General features: G+C 70.2%; 18 protein-coding genes. 13 read left to right on the top strand and 5 right to left on the bottom strand.

Going from position 1 to position 22,571, the window contains the following annotated elements; all coding sequences use genetic code 11:
• Positions 1-125: 125 nt before the first annotated feature.
• Positions 126-1,934: a M48 family metallopeptidase gene (locus ACZ6WN_RS19835; RefSeq protein WP_465866977.1), complete on the bottom strand. Its 1,809-nt coding sequence runs from the start codon at positions 1,932-1,934 to the stop codon at positions 126-128.
• A 103-nt stretch (positions 1,935-2,037) separates the two neighbouring features.
• Here ACZ6WN_RS19835 and ACZ6WN_RS19830 point away from each other — a divergent pair, with 103 nt between their 5' ends.
• Genes ACZ6WN_RS19830 through ACZ6WN_RS19820 form a run of 3 tightly spaced genes read left to right on the top strand, consistent with a single transcriptional unit; the run spans position 2,038 to position 4,190 of the window.
• Positions 2,038-3,480, top strand: coding sequence for a bifunctional folylpolyglutamate synthase/dihydrofolate synthase (locus ACZ6WN_RS19830; protein WP_465866975.1), 1,443 nt, complete (start codon positions 2,038-2,040; stop codon positions 3,478-3,480).
• Entirely contained in the window at positions 3,470-3,913 is a 444-nt protein-coding gene (locus ACZ6WN_RS19825; RefSeq protein WP_465866973.1) for a DUF4233 domain-containing protein, read from the top strand. The genes ACZ6WN_RS19830 and ACZ6WN_RS19825 overlap by 11 nt, the downstream gene beginning before the upstream one ends.
• 10 nt (positions 3,914-3,923) lie before the next feature.
• Positions 3,924-4,190 (top strand): competence protein CoiA family protein, encoded by a 267-nt coding sequence (locus ACZ6WN_RS19820; protein WP_141803570.1) that lies wholly within the window; start codon positions 3,924-3,926, stop codon positions 4,188-4,190.
• Here the strand turns inward: ACZ6WN_RS19820 and pdxR are convergent.
• A complete protein-coding gene (gene pdxR / locus ACZ6WN_RS19815) occupies positions 4,187-5,536 on the bottom strand; it encodes a MocR-like pyridoxine biosynthesis transcription factor PdxR (RefSeq protein ID WP_465866971.1) in 1,350 nt (449 codons plus the stop codon). The two genes, ACZ6WN_RS19820 and pdxR, sit on opposite strands and share 4 nt — an antisense overlap.
• A gap of 73 nt (positions 5,537-5,609) precedes the next feature.
• Between pdxR and ACZ6WN_RS19810 the strand changes: the two genes are divergently transcribed.
• Positions 5,610-6,314 (top strand): pyridoxamine 5'-phosphate oxidase family protein, encoded by a 705-nt coding sequence (locus ACZ6WN_RS19810; RefSeq protein ID WP_465866970.1) that lies wholly within the window; start codon positions 5,610-5,612, stop codon positions 6,312-6,314.
• A 229-nt stretch (positions 6,315-6,543) separates the two neighbouring features.
• Here the strand turns inward: ACZ6WN_RS19810 and ACZ6WN_RS19805 are convergent, their stop codons facing one another.
• Positions 6,544-8,991: a Tex family protein gene (locus tag ACZ6WN_RS19805; RefSeq protein WP_465866968.1), complete on the bottom strand. Its 2,448-nt coding sequence runs from the start codon at positions 8,989-8,991 to the stop codon at positions 6,544-6,546.
• 111 nt (positions 8,992-9,102) lie between these two features.
• On the opposite strand from ACZ6WN_RS19805, the gene ndk reads away from it, so the two are divergent.
• The 9 genes from ndk to ACZ6WN_RS19760 all read left to right on the top strand — a co-directional run bounded on the left by ndk (position 9,103) and on the right by ACZ6WN_RS19760 (position 21,199).
• Positions 9,103-9,507, top strand: coding sequence for a nucleoside-diphosphate kinase (gene ndk, locus ACZ6WN_RS19800; protein WP_465866967.1), 405 nt, complete (start codon positions 9,103-9,105; stop codon positions 9,505-9,507).
• A gap of 354 nt (positions 9,508-9,861) precedes the next feature.
• On the top strand, positions 9,862-10,887 hold the full coding sequence (mreB, locus tag ACZ6WN_RS19795) for a rod shape-determining protein MreB (RefSeq protein WP_465866966.1): 1,026 nt from the start codon (positions 9,862-9,864) through the stop codon (positions 10,885-10,887).
• A gap of 73 nt (positions 10,888-10,960) precedes the next feature.
• Complete coding sequence (mreC, locus tag ACZ6WN_RS19790) at positions 10,961-11,914, top strand: rod shape-determining protein MreC (RefSeq protein ID WP_465866965.1); 954 nt, start codon at positions 10,961-10,963, stop codon at positions 11,912-11,914.
• Positions 11,911-12,465, top strand: coding sequence for a rod shape-determining protein MreD (mreD, locus tag ACZ6WN_RS19785; RefSeq protein ID WP_465866963.1), 555 nt, complete (start codon positions 11,911-11,913; stop codon positions 12,463-12,465). Before mreC ends, mreD begins: the two co-directional genes overlap by 4 nt.
• Positions 12,465-14,549, top strand: coding sequence for a penicillin-binding protein 2 (mrdA, locus tag ACZ6WN_RS19780; protein WP_465866962.1), 2,085 nt, complete (start codon positions 12,465-12,467; stop codon positions 14,547-14,549). Before mreD ends, mrdA begins: the two co-directional genes overlap by 1 nt.
• Positions 14,550-14,565: 16 nt before the next feature.
• Positions 14,566-15,789 (top strand): rod shape-determining protein RodA, encoded by a 1,224-nt coding sequence (rodA, locus tag ACZ6WN_RS19775; protein ID WP_465866961.1) that lies wholly within the window; start codon positions 14,566-14,568, stop codon positions 15,787-15,789.
• 93 nt (positions 15,790-15,882) lie between these two features.
• Positions 15,883-17,565 (top strand): S8 family peptidase, encoded by a 1,683-nt coding sequence (locus tag ACZ6WN_RS19770; protein WP_465866959.1) that lies wholly within the window; start codon positions 15,883-15,885, stop codon positions 17,563-17,565.
• A gap of 282 nt (positions 17,566-17,847) precedes the next feature.
• Positions 17,848-19,053, top strand: coding sequence for a S8 family peptidase (locus ACZ6WN_RS19765; RefSeq protein ID WP_465866957.1), 1,206 nt, complete (start codon positions 17,848-17,850; stop codon positions 19,051-19,053).
• A 175-nt stretch (positions 19,054-19,228) separates the two neighbouring features.
• Positions 19,229-21,199: a TIGR03960 family B12-binding radical SAM protein gene (locus ACZ6WN_RS19760; RefSeq protein ID WP_465866956.1), complete on the top strand. Its 1,971-nt coding sequence runs from the start codon at positions 19,229-19,231 to the stop codon at positions 21,197-21,199.
• A 16-nt stretch (positions 21,200-21,215) separates the two neighbouring features.
• Here the strand turns inward: ACZ6WN_RS19760 and ACZ6WN_RS19755 are convergent, their stop codons facing one another.
• Together ACZ6WN_RS19755 and ACZ6WN_RS19750 are read right to left on the bottom strand one after the other, a co-directional pair.
• Complete coding sequence (locus ACZ6WN_RS19755) at positions 21,216-21,827, bottom strand: DUF4190 domain-containing protein (protein WP_465866955.1); 612 nt, start codon at positions 21,825-21,827, stop codon at positions 21,216-21,218.
• Between the two features lie 333 nt (positions 21,828-22,160).
• Positions 22,161-22,550: a RidA family protein gene (locus tag ACZ6WN_RS19750; protein WP_465866954.1), complete on the bottom strand. Its 390-nt coding sequence runs from the start codon at positions 22,548-22,550 to the stop codon at positions 22,161-22,163.
• Positions 22,551-22,571 lie beyond the last annotated feature (21 nt).

Below are 22,571 nucleotides of genomic sequence, written 5' to 3'. Positions count from 1 at the left end.
GTCGGCTCGTCTTGACGGGGTTCGGCGTCGAGTCGGCTCGTTATGACGAGCCGTCTTGACGCGGTTCTTGGTCAAGATGAGCCGACTCGGCGGGGGTTTTGGTCAAGATGAGCCGACTCGGCGGGTCAGTCGACGGTGAAGCGGCGACCGAGGTAGTGGTCGACGGCCGGCCAGATCTGGCCTTCCGACTCGGCAGCAGTGGTCCAGTGCAGGGACCAGCCGGTGCCGGTGGCGGTGGTGATGTCGGCGGAGCGGCGGCCGTTGCTGCTCTGCTTGAGGTGGAGGGCGCGGATCTGGTCCCAGGGGACGTAGACGGCGTTGGGCGCGGCCGCCAGCTCGGCGGGCGGCCTGTCCAGGGCGCGCTGGATCAGCTTGCGGCCGGGGGAGCCGGAGGTCACGGAGGCCAGGCCGGTGGCGAGGCGGTCGGTGCCGGAGGGTTTGAGCAGCATCAGGCCGGTGCCGGTCACCAGGAGCGTACGGAACCCGTCGCCGGAGATCGGGGCCAAGGCGCCGATGTAGCCGTCGGGTGTCGCCGGCGTCTCGGTGGCGGGGTGGGCCTGTGCCTCGGTATCGACCTGCGCGTCGAGCTGGTGCACCCAGGCGCGTAGCGCGGCGGCGTAGCCGGGGGAGCCGAGGGCCTCGTAGGCGAGGTCCTCGGGGTCGACCTCCTGGCCGGCGATGTCGACCAGTCGCCACGGGCCGGCCCAGCTGAGCTCGTAGCGTGCCTTGTCCTCGCCGACCAGCTCGTGGGCGATGGCCGCGCCGAGGAGCCGGGCGATGACCTTCCGCTTCGCCTCGGTGGTCTCGACCTCGACCAGGTCCAGGAGCGCGTCGAGGTTGCCGGAGGCGATCAGGTCGAGAGCGCCACGGACGGTGGCGGGCACGATCTGGTTCTCCTGCATCGCGTTCAGGAGCGTCTCGGCGTTGATCGCCGCGGCGCGGGCGCCGGCGACGGTGACGATCTCAGCCATCGGGGCCGGGGTCAGACCGGAGCCGGCGAACGTCTTGTCCTCGAGGGCGAGGAAGTTCTGAGACGGGTAGCGCAGGATGCTGGCGGCGTTGCCGGACTTGTCGGAGTGGTCGTCGGCCTCGTCGGCCGAGCCCATCGCCTCCAGCCGCTCGATCCGCTCGGACAGCGGCGGGTGCGAGTCGTACGCCGACGCCTTCACCTCAGGTGGTGCCGCGCTGATCCGGGCGAGCTCCTCGAGCCGGCTGGGGTCGCTCATCAGGTTGGTGAAGTTGTCGAAGAAGCGCGTGGGCCGCAGGCCGTAATGGGTGCCGGCCTCGACGTACTGCTCCAGGTAGATGTGCCAGGCGGCGTCGAGCGCGGGGAGGGTGCGCAGCGCGATGGCCGCGGTGTGCGGCCCGGCGACCCTCGCGCTGAGCCGGTCGGCCTCGATCTCGTGGGCGTGCGCGAGCGGGCGGGTGAGGGAGAAGAAGAGCCGGGCGTACGTCCGGAACGGCCGCTTCACCAGCGGGTTGGAGAGGCCGGCGGCCACCTCGGCGATCGCAAGCCGGCTCCGGTGGACGAGCGCGCCGAGCCGGTTGCGGGTGGTGCTGTGGTGGCCGAGCTCGTGGGCGAGCACCGCGTGGAGCTGGTTGCGGGAGAGGCCCTGGAGGAGAGGTACGCCGAGGAACATGCGCCGGGTCCCGGTCCGCAGGCCGAGCAGACTGGTCTCCTCGCTGACCGCCGCGTTGACCTCGGGCACCAGGCGGATCTCGTCGGGGGCGCGCGTCCCGGCCGTCGCGGCCAGCGCGCGGACCTCCGCCCACAGCCCGGGCTGGTCGTGCTCGGTGAGGACGAGCCCGCCGGGGTCGCTCGAGTTCCGGGGACGCTGCCGTGGGGCCATCTGCCGGCCGACCAGCACGAAGGCGGCCAGGAGGTAGGCAACGGCCAGGAACGCGACCGCGAGAGCGGCCCGGAGCGTACGCATGAATGGTGGACCTTGTGGGGGGATGGGGTTCAGTCCGAGATCAGTGGGAGGGTAGCCGGTCCGGCGATTCGCTGGGAAGCGACCACACCTTAGACTCGACCCGATGAGTGAGACTCCCGCGCCGCGTCTGGCGGCCACGATCGAGGAGGTCTGGGAAGCGCTGCAGTCGCGCTGGCCCGAGACCCGGCTCGAGCCCTCCCTGGACCGGATCCGTGCCCTGCTCGAGATCCTCGGTGATCCGCAGAACGCGTTCCGGATCATCCAGCTGACCGGCACCAACGGCAAGACCTCCACCTCCCGGATGATCGACACGCTGCTGCGGTCCCTCGACCTGCGCGTGGGGCGGTTCACCTCGCCGCACGTGGAGCGGATCAACGAGCGGATCTCGATCGATGGCGAGCCCCTGACCGACGACGAGTTCGTGGCCGCGTTCAACGACGTGGCCCACTACCTCGGCATGGTCGACGACGACCAGCCGCACCCGCTCTCGTTCTTCGAGTCCATGGTCGCGATGGCCTACGCCAAGTTCGCCGAGGCCCCGGTCGACGTGGCCGTGGTCGAGGTCGGGCTGGGCGGTGGCTGGGACGCGACCAACGTCGCGGATGCCGACGTCGCTGTGGTGACCCCGATCGCGGTCGACCACGCCAAGTACCTCGGTGACACGCCGGTCGCGATCGCCCGCGAGAAGGCCGGGATCATCAAGCCCGGTGCGGTCGCCGTGATCGCCGAGCAGTCCGTCGAGGTCGCCGCCGTGCTCGACGAGCGTGCCGCGGAGGTCGGCGCGCGGCTGCTGTGGGAGGGCACCGACTTCGCGGTGGTGTCCCGCACCCCGGCCGTGGGTGGACAGATCCTCACCCTGCGCGGGCTGCGCGGGACGTACGAGGATCTCTTCCTGCCCCTCTACGGCGCCCACCAGGCGCAGAACGCGGCGGCGGCCCTGGCCGCGGTCGAGGCGTTCCTCGGCGACACCGTGCTGGCTGACGAGCTCGTGCGTGACGCGTTCGCCAAGGTCGACTCGCCGGCGCGGCTGGAGATCGTGCGGTCCTCGCCGACGGTCCTGATCGACGCCGCCCACAACCCGGCCGGTGCCGAGGCGACGGTCGCGGCGCTCGAGGACTCCTTCTCGTTCTCCGGTGTCGTCGGTGTCATCGGGGTGATGGGGGACAAGGACGTCGAGGGCCTGGTCGCCGCCTTCGAGCCCCACCTGGAGCATCTCGTCGTCACCCAGAACTCCACCGAGCGCGCCCTTCCGGCCATCGAGCTCGCGAAGGTCGCCGTCGACCTCTACGGCGAGGACCGGGTCTCGGTGGTCCCGCGTCTGGCCGACGCCATCGACGCCGCGATCGGCCTCTCGGAGTCCGCCGGCAGCGGTTCGATCTCCGAGGGTGCGGTGCTCGTGACCGGCTCGGTGGTGACCGCCGGGGAGGCGCGTACGCTGCTGGGCTCCCGTGGCCCGGCCGCCGGGTCGGCCGCGACCGCGCGGGTCGTGCCGACCTCCGACCCCGAGCTCGAGGCCTACCTGGAGGCGGACGCCGATGGCGAGTGAGCGCGAGAAGTCGCCGCGGCGCGGCATGTGCGCCGCGATCGTGTCGATGGAAGGGCTCGCGGTCGCGCTGGCCACGCCCGTGATGATCTCGATCGGCGGGGTCTCCGCCGGGCTGGCCCTGCCGCTGGGCCTCGGGTTCTTCGTGGCCTGCATCGTGGTGGCCGGGCTGCTGCGCCGCCCCTGGGCCTACTGGCTCGGCTGGGCGCTGCAGGTCGTCGCCATCGCGATGGGGTTCCTGATCCCGATCATGTTCGTCGTCGGCGTGATCTTCGCGGTCCTGTGGGGCATGGCCGACATCCTCGGTCGCAAGATCGAGAGCGAGCGGGCCGCGGCCTTCGAGGCGTTCGACCGGATCGCCGCCGAGGAGGGTGCCGCCGAAGACGCTGAGGACGACGCCGTGGAAGTGGCCGGGGAAGAGGCCGAGCCCAGGTAGGTTGGCTGCCGTGGAGGAGCGCGACGAGCTGCAGATGGCGACGGACGAGACGCCGACCGACTGGGCGCTGTGCCCGGCGTGCGGGAACGCGCTGGTCCTGCGACGGCCGCGGACGCGCACGGCTCACTACGCGCACAAGGCCGGTGAGTCGTGCCGGCTCGTGGGCGCGCAGCTGCGGCGTACCAGCTCCGGGTGGGCCGTCGGCGGTGGCGAGGACGACCCGGACAGCCTGGAGAACCTCTTCGACCTGATCGAGGACGACGCGCCGGGTCGCTAGGTCCCGAGCGCGCCGTTGATCGCGGCGAGCGCCCGGTCGAGCTCTGCGTCGCTCACTCCGCCGAAACCGATCACCAGGCCGGTCAGTCCGCTCGTGCGGGCGTAGGTGGAGAGCAGGTTGATCTCGAAGCCGGCGGCCCTGCCGGCGTCGCGGGCTCTGCGTGCCTCCGGTTCGGGCAGCAGCCAGGTCGAGTACATGCCGGCCAGCGGACCGGCCAGCGTCGCGTGCGGCGCCATCGCCTCGGCCACCCTCGGGGCGCGCTCGGCATAGACCCGACGCGCTGATCGCACCGCCCTGTCCAGCCAGCCGTCGCGGAGCAGCGTCAGGAGCGCGCGCTGGGAGGGCCAGGCGGCGCCGGCGTGGGTGATGGTGCGGCGGTGCAGGATCAGCTCGTGCAGGTCGGGCGGCGCGACCAGCCAGCCCAGACGCAGCGTCGGGACCACCGACTTCGCCGCGGTGCCGAGATAGACCACCCGGCCGCGGTCCAGCGTCGCCATCGCGGGCACCGGCGCGACGTCGTAGCGGAACTCGGAGTCGTAGTCGTCCTCGATCACCACCGCGTCGGCCCTCCGGGCCGCCTCGAGGAGGCTCAGCCGGTCGGCGGCCGGCATGACCCGGCCCAGGGGGTGCTGGTGGGCCGGGGTGACGTACGCGGCCACCGCCGGCCCCAGGTCGGCGACCTGCTCCACGGCGGGAAGGTCGATGACCTCGCGTCCGTAGCTGAGGACCGTCTCGGCCGCGGCCCGATATCCCGGATCCTCTACCGCGACCGGCCCGGGGCGCAGCTCGGGAAGGAGCGCGCGGAGCCCGTCGGTGGTGCCCGCGGTCACGATGATCTCGTCCGGGTGGAGGTCCAGGCCGCGAGTACGTCCGAGTCGCGCCGCCAGTGCCTCGCGCAGCTCCGCCAGGCCCCGCGGGTCGTCGTAGCCGCGTGGGGGAGCGGCCACCGAGACCTCCCGCCACGCCCGCCGCCATCCCGGCTCCAGCCGTGGGTCGAAGAACGGCGTGCCCGTGTCCAGTCGAGACGTCGGCTGCGTCGGTCGAGACGGCGCCTGCGTCGGCCGAGACGTCGACTTCGTCGGCCGAGACGTCGCTCCTGTCGGGTGTGTCGTGGTGACGTACGTCCCGGACCCGCGCCGCGCCTCGAGCCAGCCCTCGGCGGCGAGCTGGTCGTAGGCCTGCTCGGTCACCGCGCGCGAGATGCCCAGGTCTGCCGCGAGCGCGCGGCTCGAGGGCAGCCGGTCGCCGGTCCCGAGGGTGCCGGAGAGCACCAGGGCGCGGACCTGGCCGGCGAGCTGGGCGGGTAGCGGCTCGCCGGAGCTGCGGTCGAGGGTCAGCGGGAGCATCGATCGAATGGCCTGTCAGAGTGGGTCAGAATTGGCCCGTGCAGGCAGGCCACTTTACTCCCAAGATGGTGCCATGAGCACGACGTTGTCACCCACCCCACGCACCCGGGTCAGCCGCGGGAAGAACCGCGCCGTCCCCGATCGCGAACGACTGAACACCTTCCTCGCCGAGGCACTCGTCGCCCACCTGGGCGTCACCGTCGGATCGGGCGAGGACGCCCACCCGGTCGTCCTACCCACGGCGTACGGCTTCGATCTCGACGGTCCGGACGCAGGCGGGTCGCTCTACCTGCACGGCTCGGTGGCCGCCGGGTGGCTCGCGCGAGCGCTTGAGCGCGACGTGTGCGTCACGATCACCGAGCTCGACGGCCTGGTCGCCGCGCGCAGCGGGTTCCACCACTCGATGAACTACCGCTCGGCGGTCGTCATCGGCCGCGCCCGTCTGGTCGAGGATCCTGACGAGCGCGAACGCGCGCTCGCGCTGGTTGTCGACCAGATGATCCCGGGTCGCTGGGCGACCCTGCGCCCGGCGACCCGCAAGGAGCTCGCCGCGACCGCCGTCCTCGCCCTACCGCTCGCCGAGGCGTCGATGAAGGCACGCGCCGAGGGCCCGGTCGACGACCCCGACGACATCGAGTCCGGGACGTGGGCGGGCGTGATCCCGATCCATCGTGTCGCCGGCGCCCCGGTCACCGCCGACGACACGACCGCGCCGGTTCCCGAGGACGTCGTACGTCGCGCCGCCGGGCTCGGGGCCGCGGAATGCTCACCGAGGTAACTCGGTGGGCGCACGCCTCCTTCGTGGAGTTCCACGAAGGAGGCGTCACTCCGCCGAGGTAGCTCGGTGAACGAACGGGCTCAGCGGACCTCGGCGCCGGTGAGCCTTCGCCAAGGAGGTGTCCTGAGCCTGTCGAAGGGTGGGGAGCCGAAGCCTCACATCCCGTGCGGAGGTCCGCCGGGGATGTGAGACTTGGCCTGCATCCCTTGACGAAGGAACCAGCAGACGCTCAGCTGAGCCCGGCGCGCCGCAGCGCGTCGGCCATGGCGCTGTTGGCCGGGGCGGAGGAGCCGCGGCCGCCGCCCTGGCCGCCACGGTTGCCGCCCGGTCGCCCACCGCTCTTGCCGCCACCATTGCCGCCACCGTTGCCGCCGCCCTTGGGGCCGCCCTTGCCCTGGCCGCGCTGGCCGCCGCCGGGGCGACCCGAGCGGTCGCCGGACTCGCCCTTCGCCGGCCCGGAGGGCGCGTCGTCGTTGAGCCGGAGCGTGAGCGAGATCCGCTTGCGGGCGTCGTCGACCTCCAGGACCTTGACGCGCACGACGTCACCGGAGCGGACCACGTCGCGCGGGTCCTCGACGAACTTGTCCGACATCGCGGAGATGTGGACCAGGCCGTCCTGGTGGACGCCGATGTCGACGAAGGCGCCGAAGGCGGCCACGTTGGTGACGGTGCCCTCCAGAACCATGCCGGGGCGCAGGTCGGCGATCACGTGCACCGACTCGGAGAAGGTCGCCGTGCGGAACTCAGGACGCGGGTCGCGGCCGGGCTTCTCGAGCTCGGCGAGGATGTCGGTGACCGTCGGCAGACCGAACTGCTCATCGACGAACGTGGACGCCTTGAGCGACTTGAGCACGCCCGAGTTGCCGATCAGCGACCCGATGTCGGTCGAGGTCGACTCCAGGATCCGGTTGACGACCGGGTAGGACTCCGGGTGCACGCCGGAGAGGTCGAGCGGGTCGTCGCCGCCGCGGATCCGGAGGAACCCGGCAGCCTGCTCGAACGCCTTCGGGCCGAGGCGCGCCACCTTGGTGAGCTCGCGGCGGGTCCGGAAGGGGCCGTTGGCGTCGCGGTGCGCGACGATCGCCGAGGCGAGCGACTCGGTGATCCCCGAGACCCGGCGCAGCAGCGGGGCCGAGGCGGTGTTGAGGTCGACGCCGACGCCGTTCACGCAGTCCTCGACGACCGCATCCAAGGACTTGGAGAGCCCGTACTCGGGCAGGTCGTGCTGGTACTGCCCGACGCCGATCGACTTCGGCTCGATCTTGACCAGCTCGGCCAGCGGGTCCTGAAGGCGGCGCGCGATCGAGACGGCGCCACGCAGCGACACGTCGAGCTCGGGGAGCTCGGAGGAGGCGTAGGCCGAGGCGGAGTAGACCGAGGCGCCCGCTTCGGAGACCATCACCTTGGTCATCTTCAGGTCCGGCAGCAGCTTGAGCAGGTCGGCGGCGAGCTTGTCGGTCTCGCGCGAGGCGGTGCCGTTGCCGATCGCGATCAGGTCGACCGAGTGCTTCTTCGCCAGCTTCGCCAGCGTGGCCAGCGAGCCGTCCCAGTCGCGCCGCGGCTCGTGCGGGTAGACCGTCGAGGTGTCGACCACCTTCCCGGTCGCGTCCACGACGGCCACCTTCACGCCCGTCCGGATGCCCGGGTCGAGGCCCATGGTCGCCCGCGTGCCGGCCGGTGCGGCCAGCAGCAGGTCGCGCAGGTTGTCGGCGAAGACCGCGATCGCGGCCTCCTCGGCAGCGGTGCGGATCCGGGTGCGCATGTCGAGCTCGAGGCGGAAGAGGATCCGCGTACGCCACGCCCACCGCACCGTCTCGGCCAGCCACTTGTCGGCGGGACGGCCGGAGTCGACGATCCCGAAACGCGCCGCGATCGAGCGCTCGTAGTCGGTCACCTCGCCCGGCTCCGGCTCCTCGGCGTAGGGCGACAGGGTGACGTCGAGCACCTCCTCCTTCTCCGCACGCAGGACGGCCAGGGTGCGGTGCGAGGGGAGCGACGCGTACGCCTCCGAGAACTCGAAGTAGTCGGAGAACTTCGCCGCGGCCGGGTCGTTCTCGCGACCCTCGCGGACCCGCGTCACCAGGCGGCCCTGCTTCCACATCCGCTCGCGCAGCGTGCCGATCAGGTCGGCGTCCTCGCCGAACCGCTCGACCAGGATCGCCCGGGCACCGTCCAGCGCGGCCTTGGCATCGGGGACCTGCTCCCCGAGGTACTTCGACGCCTCCACGGCCGGGTCCAGCGACGGGTCGGCCAGCAGCCCGTCGGCCAGCGGCTCGAGCCCGTTCTCGCGGGCGATCATCGCCTTGGTGCGCCGCTTCGGCTTGAACGGCAGGTAGATGTCCTCCAGCCGCGCCTTGGTGTCGGCGGCGAGGATCGAGGCCTGCAGCTCGGGGGTGAGCTTGTCCTGCTTGGCGATCTCGGCGAGCACGGCGGCACGCCGCTCCTCCAGGTCGCGCAGGTAGCCGAGGCGCTCCTCCAGCGTACGCAGCTGGGCGTCGTCGAGGCCGCCGGTCACCTCCTTGCGGTAGCGCGCGATGAACGGCACCGTCGAGCCCTCGTCGAGCAGGGCGACCGCGGCGGTCACCTGCGCCGGGCGCACCCCGAGATCTTCGGCGATGCGGGCCGGGATGGCGGCCATCGAGTCTGCGAGCGTCGGAGCTGATGGGGTTGTCGTCACGGAGCGCCATCCTGCCGCATCCCACCGACATGGTTTCAACAAGGCCGACAAGGCACAGCCGTGACCGGCCCGAACGTGCCGGGACCGGCCCTCCCCGATACGCTCGGCCCCATGACGCAGCGCACGTTCGTGATCCTGAAGCCCGACGCCGTCCGCCGGGGCCTGGTGGGAGAGATCCTGTCCCGCTACGAGGCCAAGGGCCTCTCGATCGTGAAACTGGAGCACCGCACCATCGACGCGGCCATGGCCGACGAGCACTACGCCGAGCACGTCGAGCAGCCGTGGTATCCGCCGCTGCGTGACTTCGTCACCTCCGGCCCGCTCGTCGCCGCCGTCCTCGAGGGCGACGAGGCGATCGAGGTCGTCCGCGCGCTCAACGGCGCCACCGACGGCCGCAAGGCCGCCCCGGGCACCATCCGCGGCGACTTCTCCCTCTCCAACCGGGAGAACCTCGTGCACGGCTCCGACTCGTCCGAGTCGGCCGACCGTGAGATCAAGCTCTGGTTCGGCGCCTGATCCACCTGCTCCTCCTGATCGCGCCGGTAGCCGCTGCTGCCGGCGCGATCTCTCATTTCGGGCCGGCAGGAGATCTGACCGAGGCGTTCGCGACCGATGCCGAGACCCGCGGACGCGACGTCGCGGCGCCTGGCCACGAAGGTTGCTACGGCGACTTTTCCGGCCTTCGGAAGCCGTTCGGCAAACCCCGGGGGACACGGGCATCCCGCGCTCACTCGCCGCGGACATACCCCGTATCGTTGCGGTTTCGGCGAGCCTCTTGGGAATGGGGCTCGTACCTTCGTAGCCTCGTCGGCAGGGCCCGCATCCTGCACCACGGATCCCCGACGCGGCGCCCCGGGAACGCGAGGACGTATGGCGAGCATCATTGGACGTGACATGGCGGTGGACCTCGGCACCGCAAACACACTCGTCTACGTCCGCGGCAAGGGTGTCCTTGTCGATGAGCCGAGTGTGGTCGCGCTCAACAAGAACACCGGCGAGATGGTCGCCGTCGGCCATGAGGCCAAGAAGATGCTGGGACGTACGCCCGACGACATCGTCGCGCTGCGGCCCCTGAAGGACGGCGTGATCGCCGACTTCGAGGCGACCGAGCAGATGCTTCGCTACTTCATCCAGCAGGTCCACCGCCGCCGCTACTTCGCCAAGCCGCGGATGGTCATCTGCGTCCCCTCCGGGATCACCGCGGTCGAGATCCGTGCGGTGAAGGAGGCCGGCTACCAGTCCGGTGCCCGGATGGTGAACATCATCGAGGAGCCGATGGCGGCCGCGATCGGCTCCGGGCTCCCGGTCCACCTGCCGACGGGCAACATGGTCGTCGACATCGGCGGCGGCACCACCGAGGTCGCGGTGATCAGCCTCGGCGGGATCGTGACGAGCCAGTCGATCCGGACCGCCGGCCACCAGCTCGACAACGCGATCATGACCTGGCTGAAGAAGGAGCACGCGCTGCTCCTGGGCGAGCGCACCGCCGAGGAGGTCAAGATGACCCTCGGCTCGGTCTGGCCACTCCCCAACGAGCCCGAGGCCGAGATCAGGGGACGCGACCTGGTCAGCGGCCTGCCGCGCACCGTGACCGTCTCGAGCGCCGAGGTGCGCAAGGCGATCGAGGAGCCGCTGCACGACATCTTCGACGCGGTCCGCTCCACGCTCGACCAGACGCCGCCCGAGCTGGCCGGAGACATCATGGACCGCGGCATCGTGCTCACCGGCGGCGGTGCGCTCCTGCGCGGGCTCGACGAGCGCCTGCGCCACGAGACCGGTATGCCCGTCCACGTCGCCGAGTCCCCGCTGACCTCGGTCGCGATGGGCGCCGGCCGCTGCGTCGAGGACTACGACGTGCTCCGCCCCGTCCTGGTGAACGAGAACAGGAGATGGTGACGTGTCGTTGCTGAGCCCCCGCCCCAGCGAACGTCTGCGCAAAGGGCTGGAACAACGCAAAGGCTCCAAACCGGTGGTCCGTACGCCGCGGGAGAGGCTCAACCGCCGCGGCAGCCTCGAGACCAAGGCCGGCGGCGGCGGTCCGAAGCGCTCCTGGCTGATCGCGCTCATCCTGTGCTGCGCGACGCTGGCCACGCTCGACCAGACGCCCGTCCTGGAGCCGGCGCGTGCCGCGGTCGGCGAGGTGATCTCCCCGCTCGAGACCGGCGCGGCCCTGGTGGCTCGTCCGTTCACCGGCATCCCGGAGTGGTTCGACACCCGCGACGACCTGCGCGACCGGGTCGCGAAGCTCGAGGCCGAGAACTCCACGCTGCGCCGCCAGGTCGAGGTCACCGACTACGGCCGGGCCAAGCTGGCCGAGTACGAGTCGATCACCCGCGCCGCCGAGGACCTCGGCTACGCCCTGGTGCCGGCGCGGGTCACCGCCTTCGGCCCCGCCCAGACCTTCAACCGCACCGTCACCATCGACGCCGGCAGCGCTGCCGGGATCAGGTCCGACATGTCGGTCGTGACCGGCGACGGCCTGGTCGGCCGGGTGCTGCGCGTGACCAAGACCAGCGCCACCGTCCTGCTGATCGTCGACGCCGCCTCGGTCGTCGGCGGCCGCGTCGGCGGTGCCGACCGCAGCGGCAAGAAGTCGGGTCAGGTCGGCATGGTCCGGGGCTCCGGCGTGGTCGCCGGAGGCGCCGACTCAGGTCTGCTGACCCTCGACCTCGTCGACCAGACCGCCGCCCCGCTCAAGGGCGACACGGTCATCACCTGGGGTGACGGCCGGGCCGCGCCCTACGTCTCCGGGCTGCCGATCGGCGAGGTGACCGACACCTTCGCGAGCGTGCGTGACTCCTCGCGCACGGTGCGGATCAAGCCGTACGTCGACTTCGGGTCGCTCGACGTCGTCGGTGTGGTCGTGCCGGGCGACACCATGAGCGACCGCGCCGTCGTCACGCCGGAAGGGGATCTGCGATGAGCGAGATGGATGGCCGTGCCTCGAGCGCCGCTCCGGTGCTGCGCAACGTCCTGGTCGGCATGCTGATCATCATCGCCGTCGTCCTCCAGCTGAGCGTCGCGCCTGCGTTCGCCATCCGCGGGATCACCCCCGACCTGGCGCTCCTGGTCGTGATCGCGGTCGCGCTCACCCGCGGCGGGCAGGCCGGTCTGGTGACCGGGTTCGCCGCCGGCGTACTCCTCGACCTGGCTCCTCCCGCCGACCACACCGCGGGCCGGTGGGCGCTCGCGCTGCTGATCGTGGGCTACGTCGCCGGACGCGTGCGCGAGGGCAGCATCGACGAGGGCCGCAGCCACGGTGGCCAGGGTCGCCCCAACGCGCTGACCGTGATGGCCACGGTGGCCACCTGCGCCTTCATCGGGGTCAGCATCTTCGCGGTCAGCGGCCTGATCCTCGGTGAGGCGCCGCTGACGCTGCTGCCGACCGTGGCGATCAGTGTGGGCTACGACCTCCTGCTCGCGCCGTTGCTGATCCCGGCGCTGCTGTGGCTGATCGGCAAAGGGGACCTCTAGTGCCGAGCCGACTCTCCACCGCGCAGGTCAGCCGGCTGCGGCTGATCGTGATCCAGGCTCTGGTCTTCTCGCTGCTGGCCACGCTCGGGGTCAGGCTCTTCTACCTCCAGGTACGCCACGGCGACGCCTATCAGGCGGCCGCGGCCTCGCAGTCCAAGCGCGAGATCGTGCGCCAGCCGGTGCGCGGCATCATCGTCGACGCCCAGGGCCGTCCGCTGGTGACCAACCGGTCGGCCTGGGTGGTCAGTCTCGACCAGGGTGTGCTCGACGGGCTCGACGACGAGGACAAGGTGACGCTGATGAAGCGCGTCGCCAAGGCCGTCGACGTGTCCCCGAAGAAGCAGAACGAGGCGATCGCCAACTGGTCCGGCACCCGCTACCAGCCGGTGCCGATCGCGACCGACGTCTCCGAGTCGACGGCGCTGCGGATCCTCGAGCAGCCCGAGGACTTCCCGGGCGTGGTCGCGGAGAAGCAGACGCTGCGCTCCTACCCGAGCCCCTACGGCATCAATGCCGCCGGTGTCCTCGGCTATCTCTCCCCGATCACCGAGGACGAGAACGACAACGCCAAGGAGCGCGGCGACGAGTCGCTCAACATCACCTCGATGGTCGGTCGCTCCGGCGTCGAGAAGGAGTACGACCAGTGGCTGCGCGGGATGCCCGGCTACGACACCGTCACCGTCGACTCGATCGGCCGAGAGATCGGGCGCGGCGACTCGGTCGCCTCCCAGCCCGGCGACACGCTGGTGACCAGCATCGACGCCAAGGTGCAGGGCCGTGCCGAGAAGCTGCTCGCCGAGTCGATCGAGACCGCGCGCAACACCTTCGACAAGATCTCCGGCCGCAACTTCGAGGCCGACTCCGGCTCGGTCGTGGTGATGGAGGCGCAGACCGGCCGGCTGGTCGCGATGGCCAACCAGCCGACGTACGACCCCGAGGAGTGGGTCGGCGGGATCACCCAGAAGCAGCTCGACCGGCTCTACTCCGAGAAGGCGGGCTACCCGCTGCTGCCGCGGGCGACGCAGGGTCAGTTCGCGCCGGGTTCGACGTGGAAGCCGTTCATGACGGTCGGCGCGCTCAACAACGGCTACAGCCGTGACACCCTGCTCAACTGTTCCAGCGGGCTCCAGGTGGGCAACCGGGTGTTCAAGAACTACGAGTCGGGCGCCTACGGGTTCATCGACTTCGCCAAGGCGCTCCAGGTCTCCTGCAACACGTTCTTCTACCAGGTCGGGGTCCACTACTGGCAGAAGTACGGCGCGAACCCCGCCGACGTCAACGCCAAGGACCCGCTGGTGGAGACCGCCAAGGCCTTCGGTTTCGGCAAGCGCACCGGCATCGACCTGCCGGGGGAGTCGGCGGGCCGGATCGCGGACCGGAAGTGGAAGGCCGAGTACTACCAGGCCATGAAGGGCTACTACTGCCGGATGGACGAGAAGAAGAACGCCCCCACCGACTTCCTGCAGCTCTTCGCCCACGAGTTCTGCATCGAGGGCAACTACTACCGCACCGGCGACGCGGTGAACTTCTCGATCGGCCAGGGCGACACGATGGTCACCCCGATCCAGCTCGCTCGGGCCTACGCGTCCCTGGCCAACGGCGGCACCCTCTACGAGCCCAGGATCGGGAAGGCGGTCGTCAGCGGCGACGGGACGGTGGTCGAGAAGATCGATCCCAAGGTCGCCAGCAAGGTGAAGATGTCGGCCAAGAGCATCGACTACGTCAACGAGGCGCTGCTCGGCACTCCCCAGTCGGGCTCCCTGGCCTGGAAGTTCGGCGGGTTCCCGCTCGACGAGGTGAAGGTGCGCGGCAAGACCGGCACCGCCGAGGTCACCGGCAAGCAGACGACCGGCTGGGTCGCGACGTACAACAAGAAGTACGTCGTGATCATGACCATCTCCCAGGGCGGCACCGGCTCCGGGGCCGTGGGCGACGCCGTCCGCAAGCTGTGGGAGACGCTCTACGGGATCGAGGAGGGCGGCGCCGAGGTGCGGCCCGACAAGGCCGCGATCAAGGGCATCGACCCGCCCCGCAACCTGCCGGCGTTCGGCGCCGACGGCTCGATCGTCGCTCCGAAGGACTGAGGGTGAGGGGCAGAGCATGAAGAACGACGTGATGGCCTTCGTACGCCGCATCGATCTGGTCCTCCTGGGCGCGGTGCTGGTCCTGGTGTCGCTGTCGGTGCTCCTGGTCTGGTCCGCGACCATCCACCGGGACGCGATCACGGGTGGTGACACCACCGCCTACCTGCGCAAACAGGCGATCAACGTCGCCGCCGGCCTGGTGCTGATGGTGGGCGTGGTCGCGACCAACCACCGCTGGGTCCGGCTCCTGACGCCCGTGGTCTACCTGGCTGCGGTGGTCGGGCTGGTGCTGGTGCTCGTGATGGGCTCGACGGTCAACGGGTCCAAGTCGTGGGTCAACCTCGGCCCGGTGCAGGTCCAGCCCTCGGAGCTGGCCAAGCTGGCCGTGGTCATCGCCATGGCGCTGGTCCTGGCCGAGCGCAGCGAAGGCCGCTGGCGGGCCCGCGTGTCGCTGGGCGACGTGGTCGCGATGATCCTGGTCGCAGCGGTGCCGATCGTCCTGGTCCTGCTCCAGCCCGACCTCGGCACCACGCTGGTGCTCGGCGTGACGGTCTTCTGCGTGCTCGCGGCGGCGGGGACGCCGAGGCGATGGCTGGCGCTGCTGGCGCTGACCGGTCTGGCGGGTGCCACCACGGTGGTCGCGACCGGGGTGCTGAAGCAGTACCAGATCAACCGGTTCATGGCTTTCACGGACCCGTCGCTGGATCCTCGCGGGGCCGGCTACAACGTCCAGCAGGCGCGGATCGCGATCGGCGACGGCGGCATCTTCGGGCAGGGGCTCTTCCAGGGCTCGCAGGCCCGCGCGGGCTTCGTCCCCGAGCAGCACACCGACTTCATCTTCACGGTCGTGGGGGAGGAGCTCGGGCTGGTCGGCTCGCTGGTGGTGATCGGGCTGATCGGTGTCGTGCTGTGGCGCGGACTGCGGATCGCGGCGCGCACCGACGACCTCTTCGGGCGGGTGGCGGCGGCCGGGATCGTGTGCTGGCTCGGCATCCAGAGCTTCCAGAACATCGGGATGTGCCTGGGCATCATGCCGGTCACCGGGGTGCCGCTCCCGCTGATCTCCTACGGCGGTTCCTCGATGATCGCGGCGCTGCTGGCGGTGGGTCTGTTGCTCGGCATCTCGGCCCGCTCGCGGCGCACCGGTCTGGACCGGTCCGGACCACTTCAGGACCTCCGCTCGCGCGACCGCCTGCAGGTTGCTGCAGTGCGAAAAGATGTCGCGTTTCATCGTCAGTAAACTCGATTACGTTCCGTCCCGGTTGCCCTACAGGGCATCTGTGACCCCTTGCAGCCCTCATCCCGAGGCTGCTTGACGACGGGAGCAGTAATCGTGAACCGACCCCACAGAATCCAGCGCCTCGGCGCACTGGCAGCAGCGACGGTCACCGCCGTCGGCGCCGCCGGCACCATCCTGGCCATGTCCGGTCCCGCCGGTGCGGTCGACTCTCCGGCACCGCTGATCGGTGTCGAGAAGTCGACGGCCATCGACAACTCCTACATCGTCGTGATGAAGGGCAACGGTGCGGCGGCCAAGGCCAACGCCGCCGAGGCCCGGGCGCTCGCCAAGGAGAAGGGCGGCTCGGTGAAGTACGCCTACGACAAGGCGGTCACCGGCTTCTCCGCCACGCTCGACGCCGACGCGCTCGACGCGCTCCGCAGCGACCCCGATGTCGACTACATCGAGGCCAACCAGGTCGTGAAGGCCAGCGGCGACCAGGCCAACCCCACCTGGGGGCTCAACCGGATCGACCAGCGCAACCTCCCGCTCAACTCGAACTACCACTACGACTACACCGGCTCGGGTGTGAAGGCGTACATCATCGACACCGGCATCCGCTCCGCACACTCGGAGTTCGGTGGCCGGGTGACCTCCGGCTACACCGCCATCGGGTCCAGCACCGAGGACGAGAACGGCCACGGCACCCACGTCGCCGGCACCGTCGGCGGGACGACGTACGGTGTCGCCAAGAGCGTCACGCTCGTGCCCGTCCGCGTGCTCGACGCCTCCGGGTCCGGCACGACCGCCGGCGTGATCGCGGGGGTGAACTGGGTGACCTCCAACCACACCTCCGGTCCGGCGGTCGCCAACATGTCGCTCGGTGGCGGGGTCTCCTCGACCCTCGACTCCGCGGTCTCCAGCTCGATCGCGGACGGCATCACCTACGCCGTCGCCGCGGGCAACGACTCCGGGGCCGACGCGTGCAACGGCTCGCCCGCCCGGGTGGCCGGGGCCCTGACCGTCGGGTCGACGACCAACACCGACGCCCGGTCGAGCTTCTCCAACATCGGCTCGTGCGTCGACCTGTTCGCCCCGGGCTCCTCGATCACCTCGGCGTGGTACACCTCCAACACAGCGACCAACACGATCTCCGGTACGTCGATGGCGACCCCGCACGTCGCCGGAGTGGCCGCGCTCTACCTGCAGGCGAACCCGACGGCCTCGGCCTCCGCCGTCGCCTCGGCGATCAACTCCAACGCCACCACCGGCGTGGTCACCTCGCCGGGAACCGGCTCGCCCAACCGCCTCCTCTACTCGCTGTGGAGCGGTGGCACCGACCCCACGGACCCGCCGACCACGGGCAACCTGCTGACCAACCCGGGCTTCGAGTCGGGCGCGACCGGCTGGAGCGCCTCCTCCGGCGTGATCGACAGCTCGAGCAGCGCCCCGGCCCGATCGGGCTCCTACAAGGCGTGGCTGAACGGCTACGGCTCGACCCACACCGACACGCTCTCCCAGTCGGTGACCCTGCCGACGACCGGCAAGACGCTGTCGTTCTACCTCCGGGTGATCACCAATGAGACGACCACCTCGACGGCCTACGACAAGCTGACCGTCAAGGTCGGCTCGACGACCCTGGCGACGTACTCCAACCTGAACGCGAGCTCGTCGTACTCGTTGAAGTCGTTCTCGCTCGGGTCCTTCGCCGGCAGCACCGTCACGCTGACGTTCACCGGCACCGAGGACTCCTCGCTCGGGACCAGCTTCCTGATCGACGACACCTCCATCGCCTGATCCGACCGTCATCGGCTCCACCGGGCCGCTCGCGTAACGCGGGCGGCCCGGTGTGCTGTTGAAGGGCCACCTTTCCCGCCCTGTTTATGGACTGTTTACAGGTGTTCACCTTCGCTGTCTGCACGTTGCTGCAATGCGAAGAGTTGGGTCGTTACGCGACCTACGTAACGTGATTACGTGGTTGGCCGAACGCTTCGGGCTGCGGCCACAGGGAGGGCGCAGGGCGTTCGTCGCGGTCCTACAGGGCCGTACGATGACGGGAGTCAGTTCGTGAACCGAACCATGAAGAACCGTGCCATCAAGGCGCCGGCGGTCATCTCCGCCGTCGCTGTCGGAGCAGCAGCATCGGCGATCGCCTTCACCGTCCCGGCGGGAGCCGCGGACAGTCCGGCACCGCTGCGCGGCGCCGACGCCTCGACCGCGATCGAGGGTCAGTACATCGTCGTGATGGAGAAGCAGGGCGGCAGCGACGTGGCCAGGTCCGAGGCCAAGTCGGTCCGCAGCGACGCCCGCGACGCCGGTGGTGACGTACGCGAGGTCTTCAACACGGCGTTCAACGGCTTCTCGGCCTCGCTCGACAAGGACGCGCTCGCCGAGGTCCGCAACAACCCGGACGTCGCCTACGTGCAGGCCAACCACCGCTACACCACCCAGGGCGACCAGGCCGACCCGACCTGGGGCCTGGACCGGGTCGACCAGGCAGCGCTGCCGCTCGACAAGAACTACCACTACGAGCAGACCGGTAAGGGCGTGACCGCCTACATCATCGACACCGGCGTCGCGACCGACCACTCGGAGTTCAGCGGCCGGATCGGTGAGGGCTTCGACGCGGTCGACGGCGACACCGACCCGACCGACGGCAACGGCCACGGCACCCACGTCGCGGGCACCGTCGCGGGCACCACCTACGGTCTGGCCAAGGAGGCCACGATCGTTCCGGTCCGTGTCCTCGACGACCAGGGCTCCGGCACCACCGAGGGTGTCGTCGCCGGCATCGAGTGGGTCACCGAGAACCACACCGACGGCCCGGCCGTCGCCAACATGTCGCTCGGTGGCGGCAACGACGCCGCTCTCGACGCGGCCGTCCAGGCCTCGATCGCCGACGGCGTGACCTACGCCGTCGCGGCCGGCAACGAGAGCTCCGACGCCTGCGGTTCCTCGCCGGCGGCTGTTCCGGAGGCGATCACCGTCGGTGCCACCGACGACACCGACGCCGCCGCGGACTTCTCCAACACCGGTGAGTGCCTCGACATCTTCGCTCCGGGCGTCGACATCACCTCGGCCTGGAACGACGGCTCGACCAACACCATCTCCGGTACGTCGATGGCGACTCCTCACGTCGCCGGTGCCGCCGCGCTCTTCCTCGAGGCGAACCCGACGGCCACCCCGGCCGACGTCGCCACGGGCCTGACCGGCGCCGCCACCCCCGACGTGGTCACCAACCCGGGCACCGGTTCCCCGAACCTGCTGCTCACCACGGTGTTCTGAGCTGACGCTCTGAGCTGATGTCGTTGGGGCCGTCCGGGAGGGGCGGCCCCAACGCCTGTCGCCACCCCGCTACGCCGGCTCGGTCCTGCTGCCTCGACGGCGCGAGGTTTGGTCGGGGAGTCGCGGGGCGGCGTACGCTTGGGGTTGATCGTTCCCGAGCTTTGAGGTGCCCATCGTGACCGTCGCCCAGAGCGACCTCGTTCCTGATTCTGTCTTCCCTCGGCTGGAGCCGCGCCTGGCGCTGGTGTCCAAGCCGATCCAGTACGTCGGTGGGGAGCTCAACTCGACCGTCAAGAAGTGGGACGAGGTCGAGGTGCGGTGGGCGCTGATGTACCCCGACGCCTACGAGGTCGGCCTGCCCAACCAGGGTGTGCAGATCCTCTACGAGGTGCTCAACGAGCGTGACTGGATCGCCGCCGAGCGCACCTACGCAGTCTGGCCCGACCTCGAGAAGATCATGCGCGAGGGCGACGAGCACGGGCCGATCCCGCAGTTCACCGTCGATGCCCACCGTCCGGTGAAGGCGTTCGACGTCTTTGGGCTCTCGTTCTCCACCGAGCTCGGCTACACCAACATGCTCAACGCGCTGTCGCTCGCGCAGATCCCGCTGCACGCGGTCGACCGTGGCGACGACGACCCGATCGTGCTCGCCGGCGGCCACGCCGCGTTCAACCCCGAGCCGATCGCCGACTTCCTCGACGCCGCCGTGCTCGGCGACGGTGAGGAGGTCGTGCTCAAGATCTCCGAGGTCGTGCGCGAGTGGAAGCAGGACGGTCGCCCCGGCGGCCGCGACGAGCTGCTGCGCCGCCTGGCTGTCTCCGGGGCCGTCTACGTCCCGAAGTTCTACGACGTCAACTACGCCGCCGACGGCCAGATCGAGGCCGTCGTCCCCAACCGTCCCGACATCCCGTGGCGGGTGCGCAAGCACACCCTGATGGACCTCGACGCCTGGCCCTACCCGCGCAATCCCCTGGTGCCCCTGGCCGAGACCGTCCACGAGCGGTTCTCGGTGGAGATCTTCCGGGGCTGCACCCGCGGCTGCCGCTTCTGCCAGGCGGGGATGATCACCCGCCCGGTGCGCGAGCGCTCCATCACCACCATCGGCGACATGGTCGAGAACGGCATCCGGAAGTCCGGTTTCGAGGAGGTCGGGCTGCTCTCGCTGTCCTCCGCCGACCACACCGAGATCGGCGACGTCGCGACCGGCCTGGCCGACCGCTACGAGGGCACCAACGTGTCCTTGTCCCTGCCGTCGACGCGCGTGGACGCCTTCAACATCACCCTGGCCAACGAGTTCTCCCGCAACGGCCGTCGCTCCGGGCTGACCTTCGCTCCCGAGGGCGGCTCCGAGCGGATGCGCAAGGTCATCAACAAGATGGTGACCGAGGAGGACCTGATCCGCACCGTCGGTGCCGCCTACTCCCACGGCTGGCGCCAGGTGAAGCTCTACTTCATGTGCGGTCTGCCGACCGAGACCGACGAGGACGTCCTCCAGATCGCCGAGCTGGCCAAGAAGGTCATCGCCAAGGGCCGCGAGGTCTCGGGCCGCAACGACATCCGCTGCACCGTCTCGATCGGTGGCTTCGTACCCAAGCCGCACACCCCCTTCCAGTGGGCCTCCCAGCTCGACCACGAGACCACCGACGAGCGGCTGCAGAAGCTGCGCGACGTGGTCCGCTCCGACAAGAAGTTCGGCCGCGCGATCGGCTTCCGCTACCACGACGGCAAGCCCGGCATCGTCGAGGGCCTGCTCTCTCGCGGCGACCGCCGCGTCGGCGCGATCATCGAGCAGGTCTGGCGCGACGGCGGCCGCTTCGACGGCTGGAGCGAGCACTTCTCCTACGACCGCTGGCTGACCGCCGCCGAGACCGGTCTCGCCGGCACCGGCGTCGACCTCGACTGGTACACCACCCGCGAGCGTGAGTACGACGAGATCCTCCCCTGGGACCACCTCGACTCCGGCCTCGACAAGGACTGGCTCTGGGCCGACTGGGAGGACGCCCTCGCCGCCGCGAACGGGGAGGACATCGAGGTCGAGGACTGCCGCTGGACCCCCTGCTACGACTGTGGCGTGTGTCCCGAGATGAACACCGAGATCCAGATCGGCCCGACCGGTCAGAAGCTGCTGCCGCTCTCGGTCGTGTAGGCGGCCTCCTGTCGGATCAGTCGCTGATCGAACCGCTGGAGGGGAAGACGTTGCCCGCTATGCAGGTCGCGTAGTGGTCGCCGGCGATCCATTCATCCTTCGTGGGCGCGAAGCTGTAGGTGGACAACGAGAGGCCATCGTCGTTGTCGGCCGTGAGGCGGATGAATGCCGCGCGGCACGACGCGTAGGTGCGGTCTTCGATGTCGCTGTACCCGGGCCAGCTCGTTCCCGGGATCGGGGCGAGCTGGTAGACCTCCCATTGGTGCTCCTGGGCACACGGGAGGACGTCGACGATGCCGAGCGCGCCTTTGACGCCGTCCGGCCCCGGGTCGTTGTAGCAGTCCCCGACCTGTAGATCCGTGACCCAACCGGTTCCGTTCGACGTCACCGCTCCGATGCTGTCGCGTTCGATGTTGGCGCCGGACGTGAACCACCAGGCACTGCTCACGAGCCCGACGATGAGGGCAAGGCCGGATGTTCCGATCGCGATTGCGGTGATCGCCTTCTTGGTGCCGTGGTTGCGGCCCCGGCGGGACATGACGAGCACCGCGATCGCGAGGCCGATCCCGACGATCGGAGCCAGCGGGAAGAAGATGAAGCAGCACAGGATGAGGGCGACGATCGCCATCGCCTGAGAGGGCCTCTCGGTTCCCGATGATGATGGCATCGCTGGGTCTGGGCCAGGCGCCGTGGGGTGCGCGTCGTTCGACATGGGCGGATGATGACATGCCCGTCAGGGCATGTGCAGGGTGCCCTGCCGCACCATCCCCGGTGCCGCCCCATGTCCATCGGGGCAGGGGATCGGCGGGTCACCGTCATAAGCCTGCAAGTGCGCGGAAGTGGCACCCGCAGGCACGATGTCAGCTGCCATTTCCCTGCACATGTGGGCTTGTGAATGCCAAGCCGGAACGGTTGGCACCTCGACGGGTTGTCGGCGACTGCTATCCCGCCGGATCGCCCGTCATGATGGCTCGATGGCGGCGGTGGCCTCGATCTCGATGAGCAGGTCGGGGCGGAAGAGGCCGGCGACCTGCACCAGCGAGCTGGCGGGCGGCTGCGTGACGTCGACGAACTTGTCGCGCACCGACCGGATCAGCGGCAGCTCGGTGGTGGAGACGACGAAGTAGGTCAGCTTCACGACGTCCGCCCAGGTCGCGCCGGCCGCGGTCAGGGCGATCCCGAGGTTGACGAAGGTCTGTCGGGTCTGCGCCTCCCAGCCGTCGGCGACGGTGCCGTCGGCGCTGATGCCGATCTGGCCGGAGGTCACGACGAGTCGGGCGCCGGGGTCGGTGATCACCGCGTGGCTGTAGCCGGCCGGTGCGGGAAGGTCTTCGGGGGTCAGGAACTCCACGCGCTGAAGGTAGACCCGACC

The sequence above is a fragment of the Nocardioides sp. NPDC054178 genome (genome assembly GCF_055585005.1).
This window is presented reverse-complemented; position numbering and strand designations above follow the sequence as displayed.

What these genes read in the sequence shown, in the direction of transcription:
- ACZ6WN_RS19835 (WP_465866977.1), bottom strand. Translation starts at nt 1,934, where the DNA reads ATGCGTACGCTCCGGGCCGCTCTCGCGGTCGCGTTCCTGGCCGTTGCC.
- ACZ6WN_RS19830 (WP_465866975.1), top strand. Translation starts at nt 2,038, where the DNA reads ATGAGTGAGACTCCCGCGCCGCGTCTGGCGGCCACGATCGAGGAGGTC.
- ACZ6WN_RS19825 (WP_465866973.1), top strand. Translation starts at nt 3,470, where the DNA reads ATGGCGAGTGAGCGCGAGAAGTCGCCGCGGCGCGGCATGTGCGCCGCG.
- pdxR (WP_465866971.1), bottom strand. Translation starts at nt 5,536, where the DNA reads ATGCTCCCGCTGACCCTCGACCGCAGCTCCGGCGAGCCGCTACCCGCC.
- ACZ6WN_RS19810 (WP_465866970.1), top strand. Translation starts at nt 5,610, where the DNA reads ATGAGCACGACGTTGTCACCCACCCCACGCACCCGGGTCAGCCGCGGG.
- ndk (WP_465866967.1), top strand. Translation starts at nt 9,103, where the DNA reads ATGACGCAGCGCACGTTCGTGATCCTGAAGCCCGACGCCGTCCGCCGG.
- mreB (WP_465866966.1), top strand. Translation starts at nt 9,862, where the DNA reads ATGGCGAGCATCATTGGACGTGACATGGCGGTGGACCTCGGCACCGCA.
- mreD (WP_465866963.1), top strand. Translation starts at nt 11,911, where the DNA reads ATGAGCGAGATGGATGGCCGTGCCTCGAGCGCCGCTCCGGTGCTGCGC.
- rodA (WP_465866961.1), top strand. Translation starts at nt 14,566, where the DNA reads ATGAAGAACGACGTGATGGCCTTCGTACGCCGCATCGATCTGGTCCTC.
- ACZ6WN_RS19765 (WP_465866957.1), top strand. Translation starts at nt 17,848, where the DNA reads ATGAAGAACCGTGCCATCAAGGCGCCGGCGGTCATCTCCGCCGTCGCT.
- ACZ6WN_RS19755 (WP_465866955.1), bottom strand. Translation starts at nt 21,827, where the DNA reads ATGGCGATCGTCGCCCTCATCCTGTGCTGCTTCATCTTCTTCCCGCTG.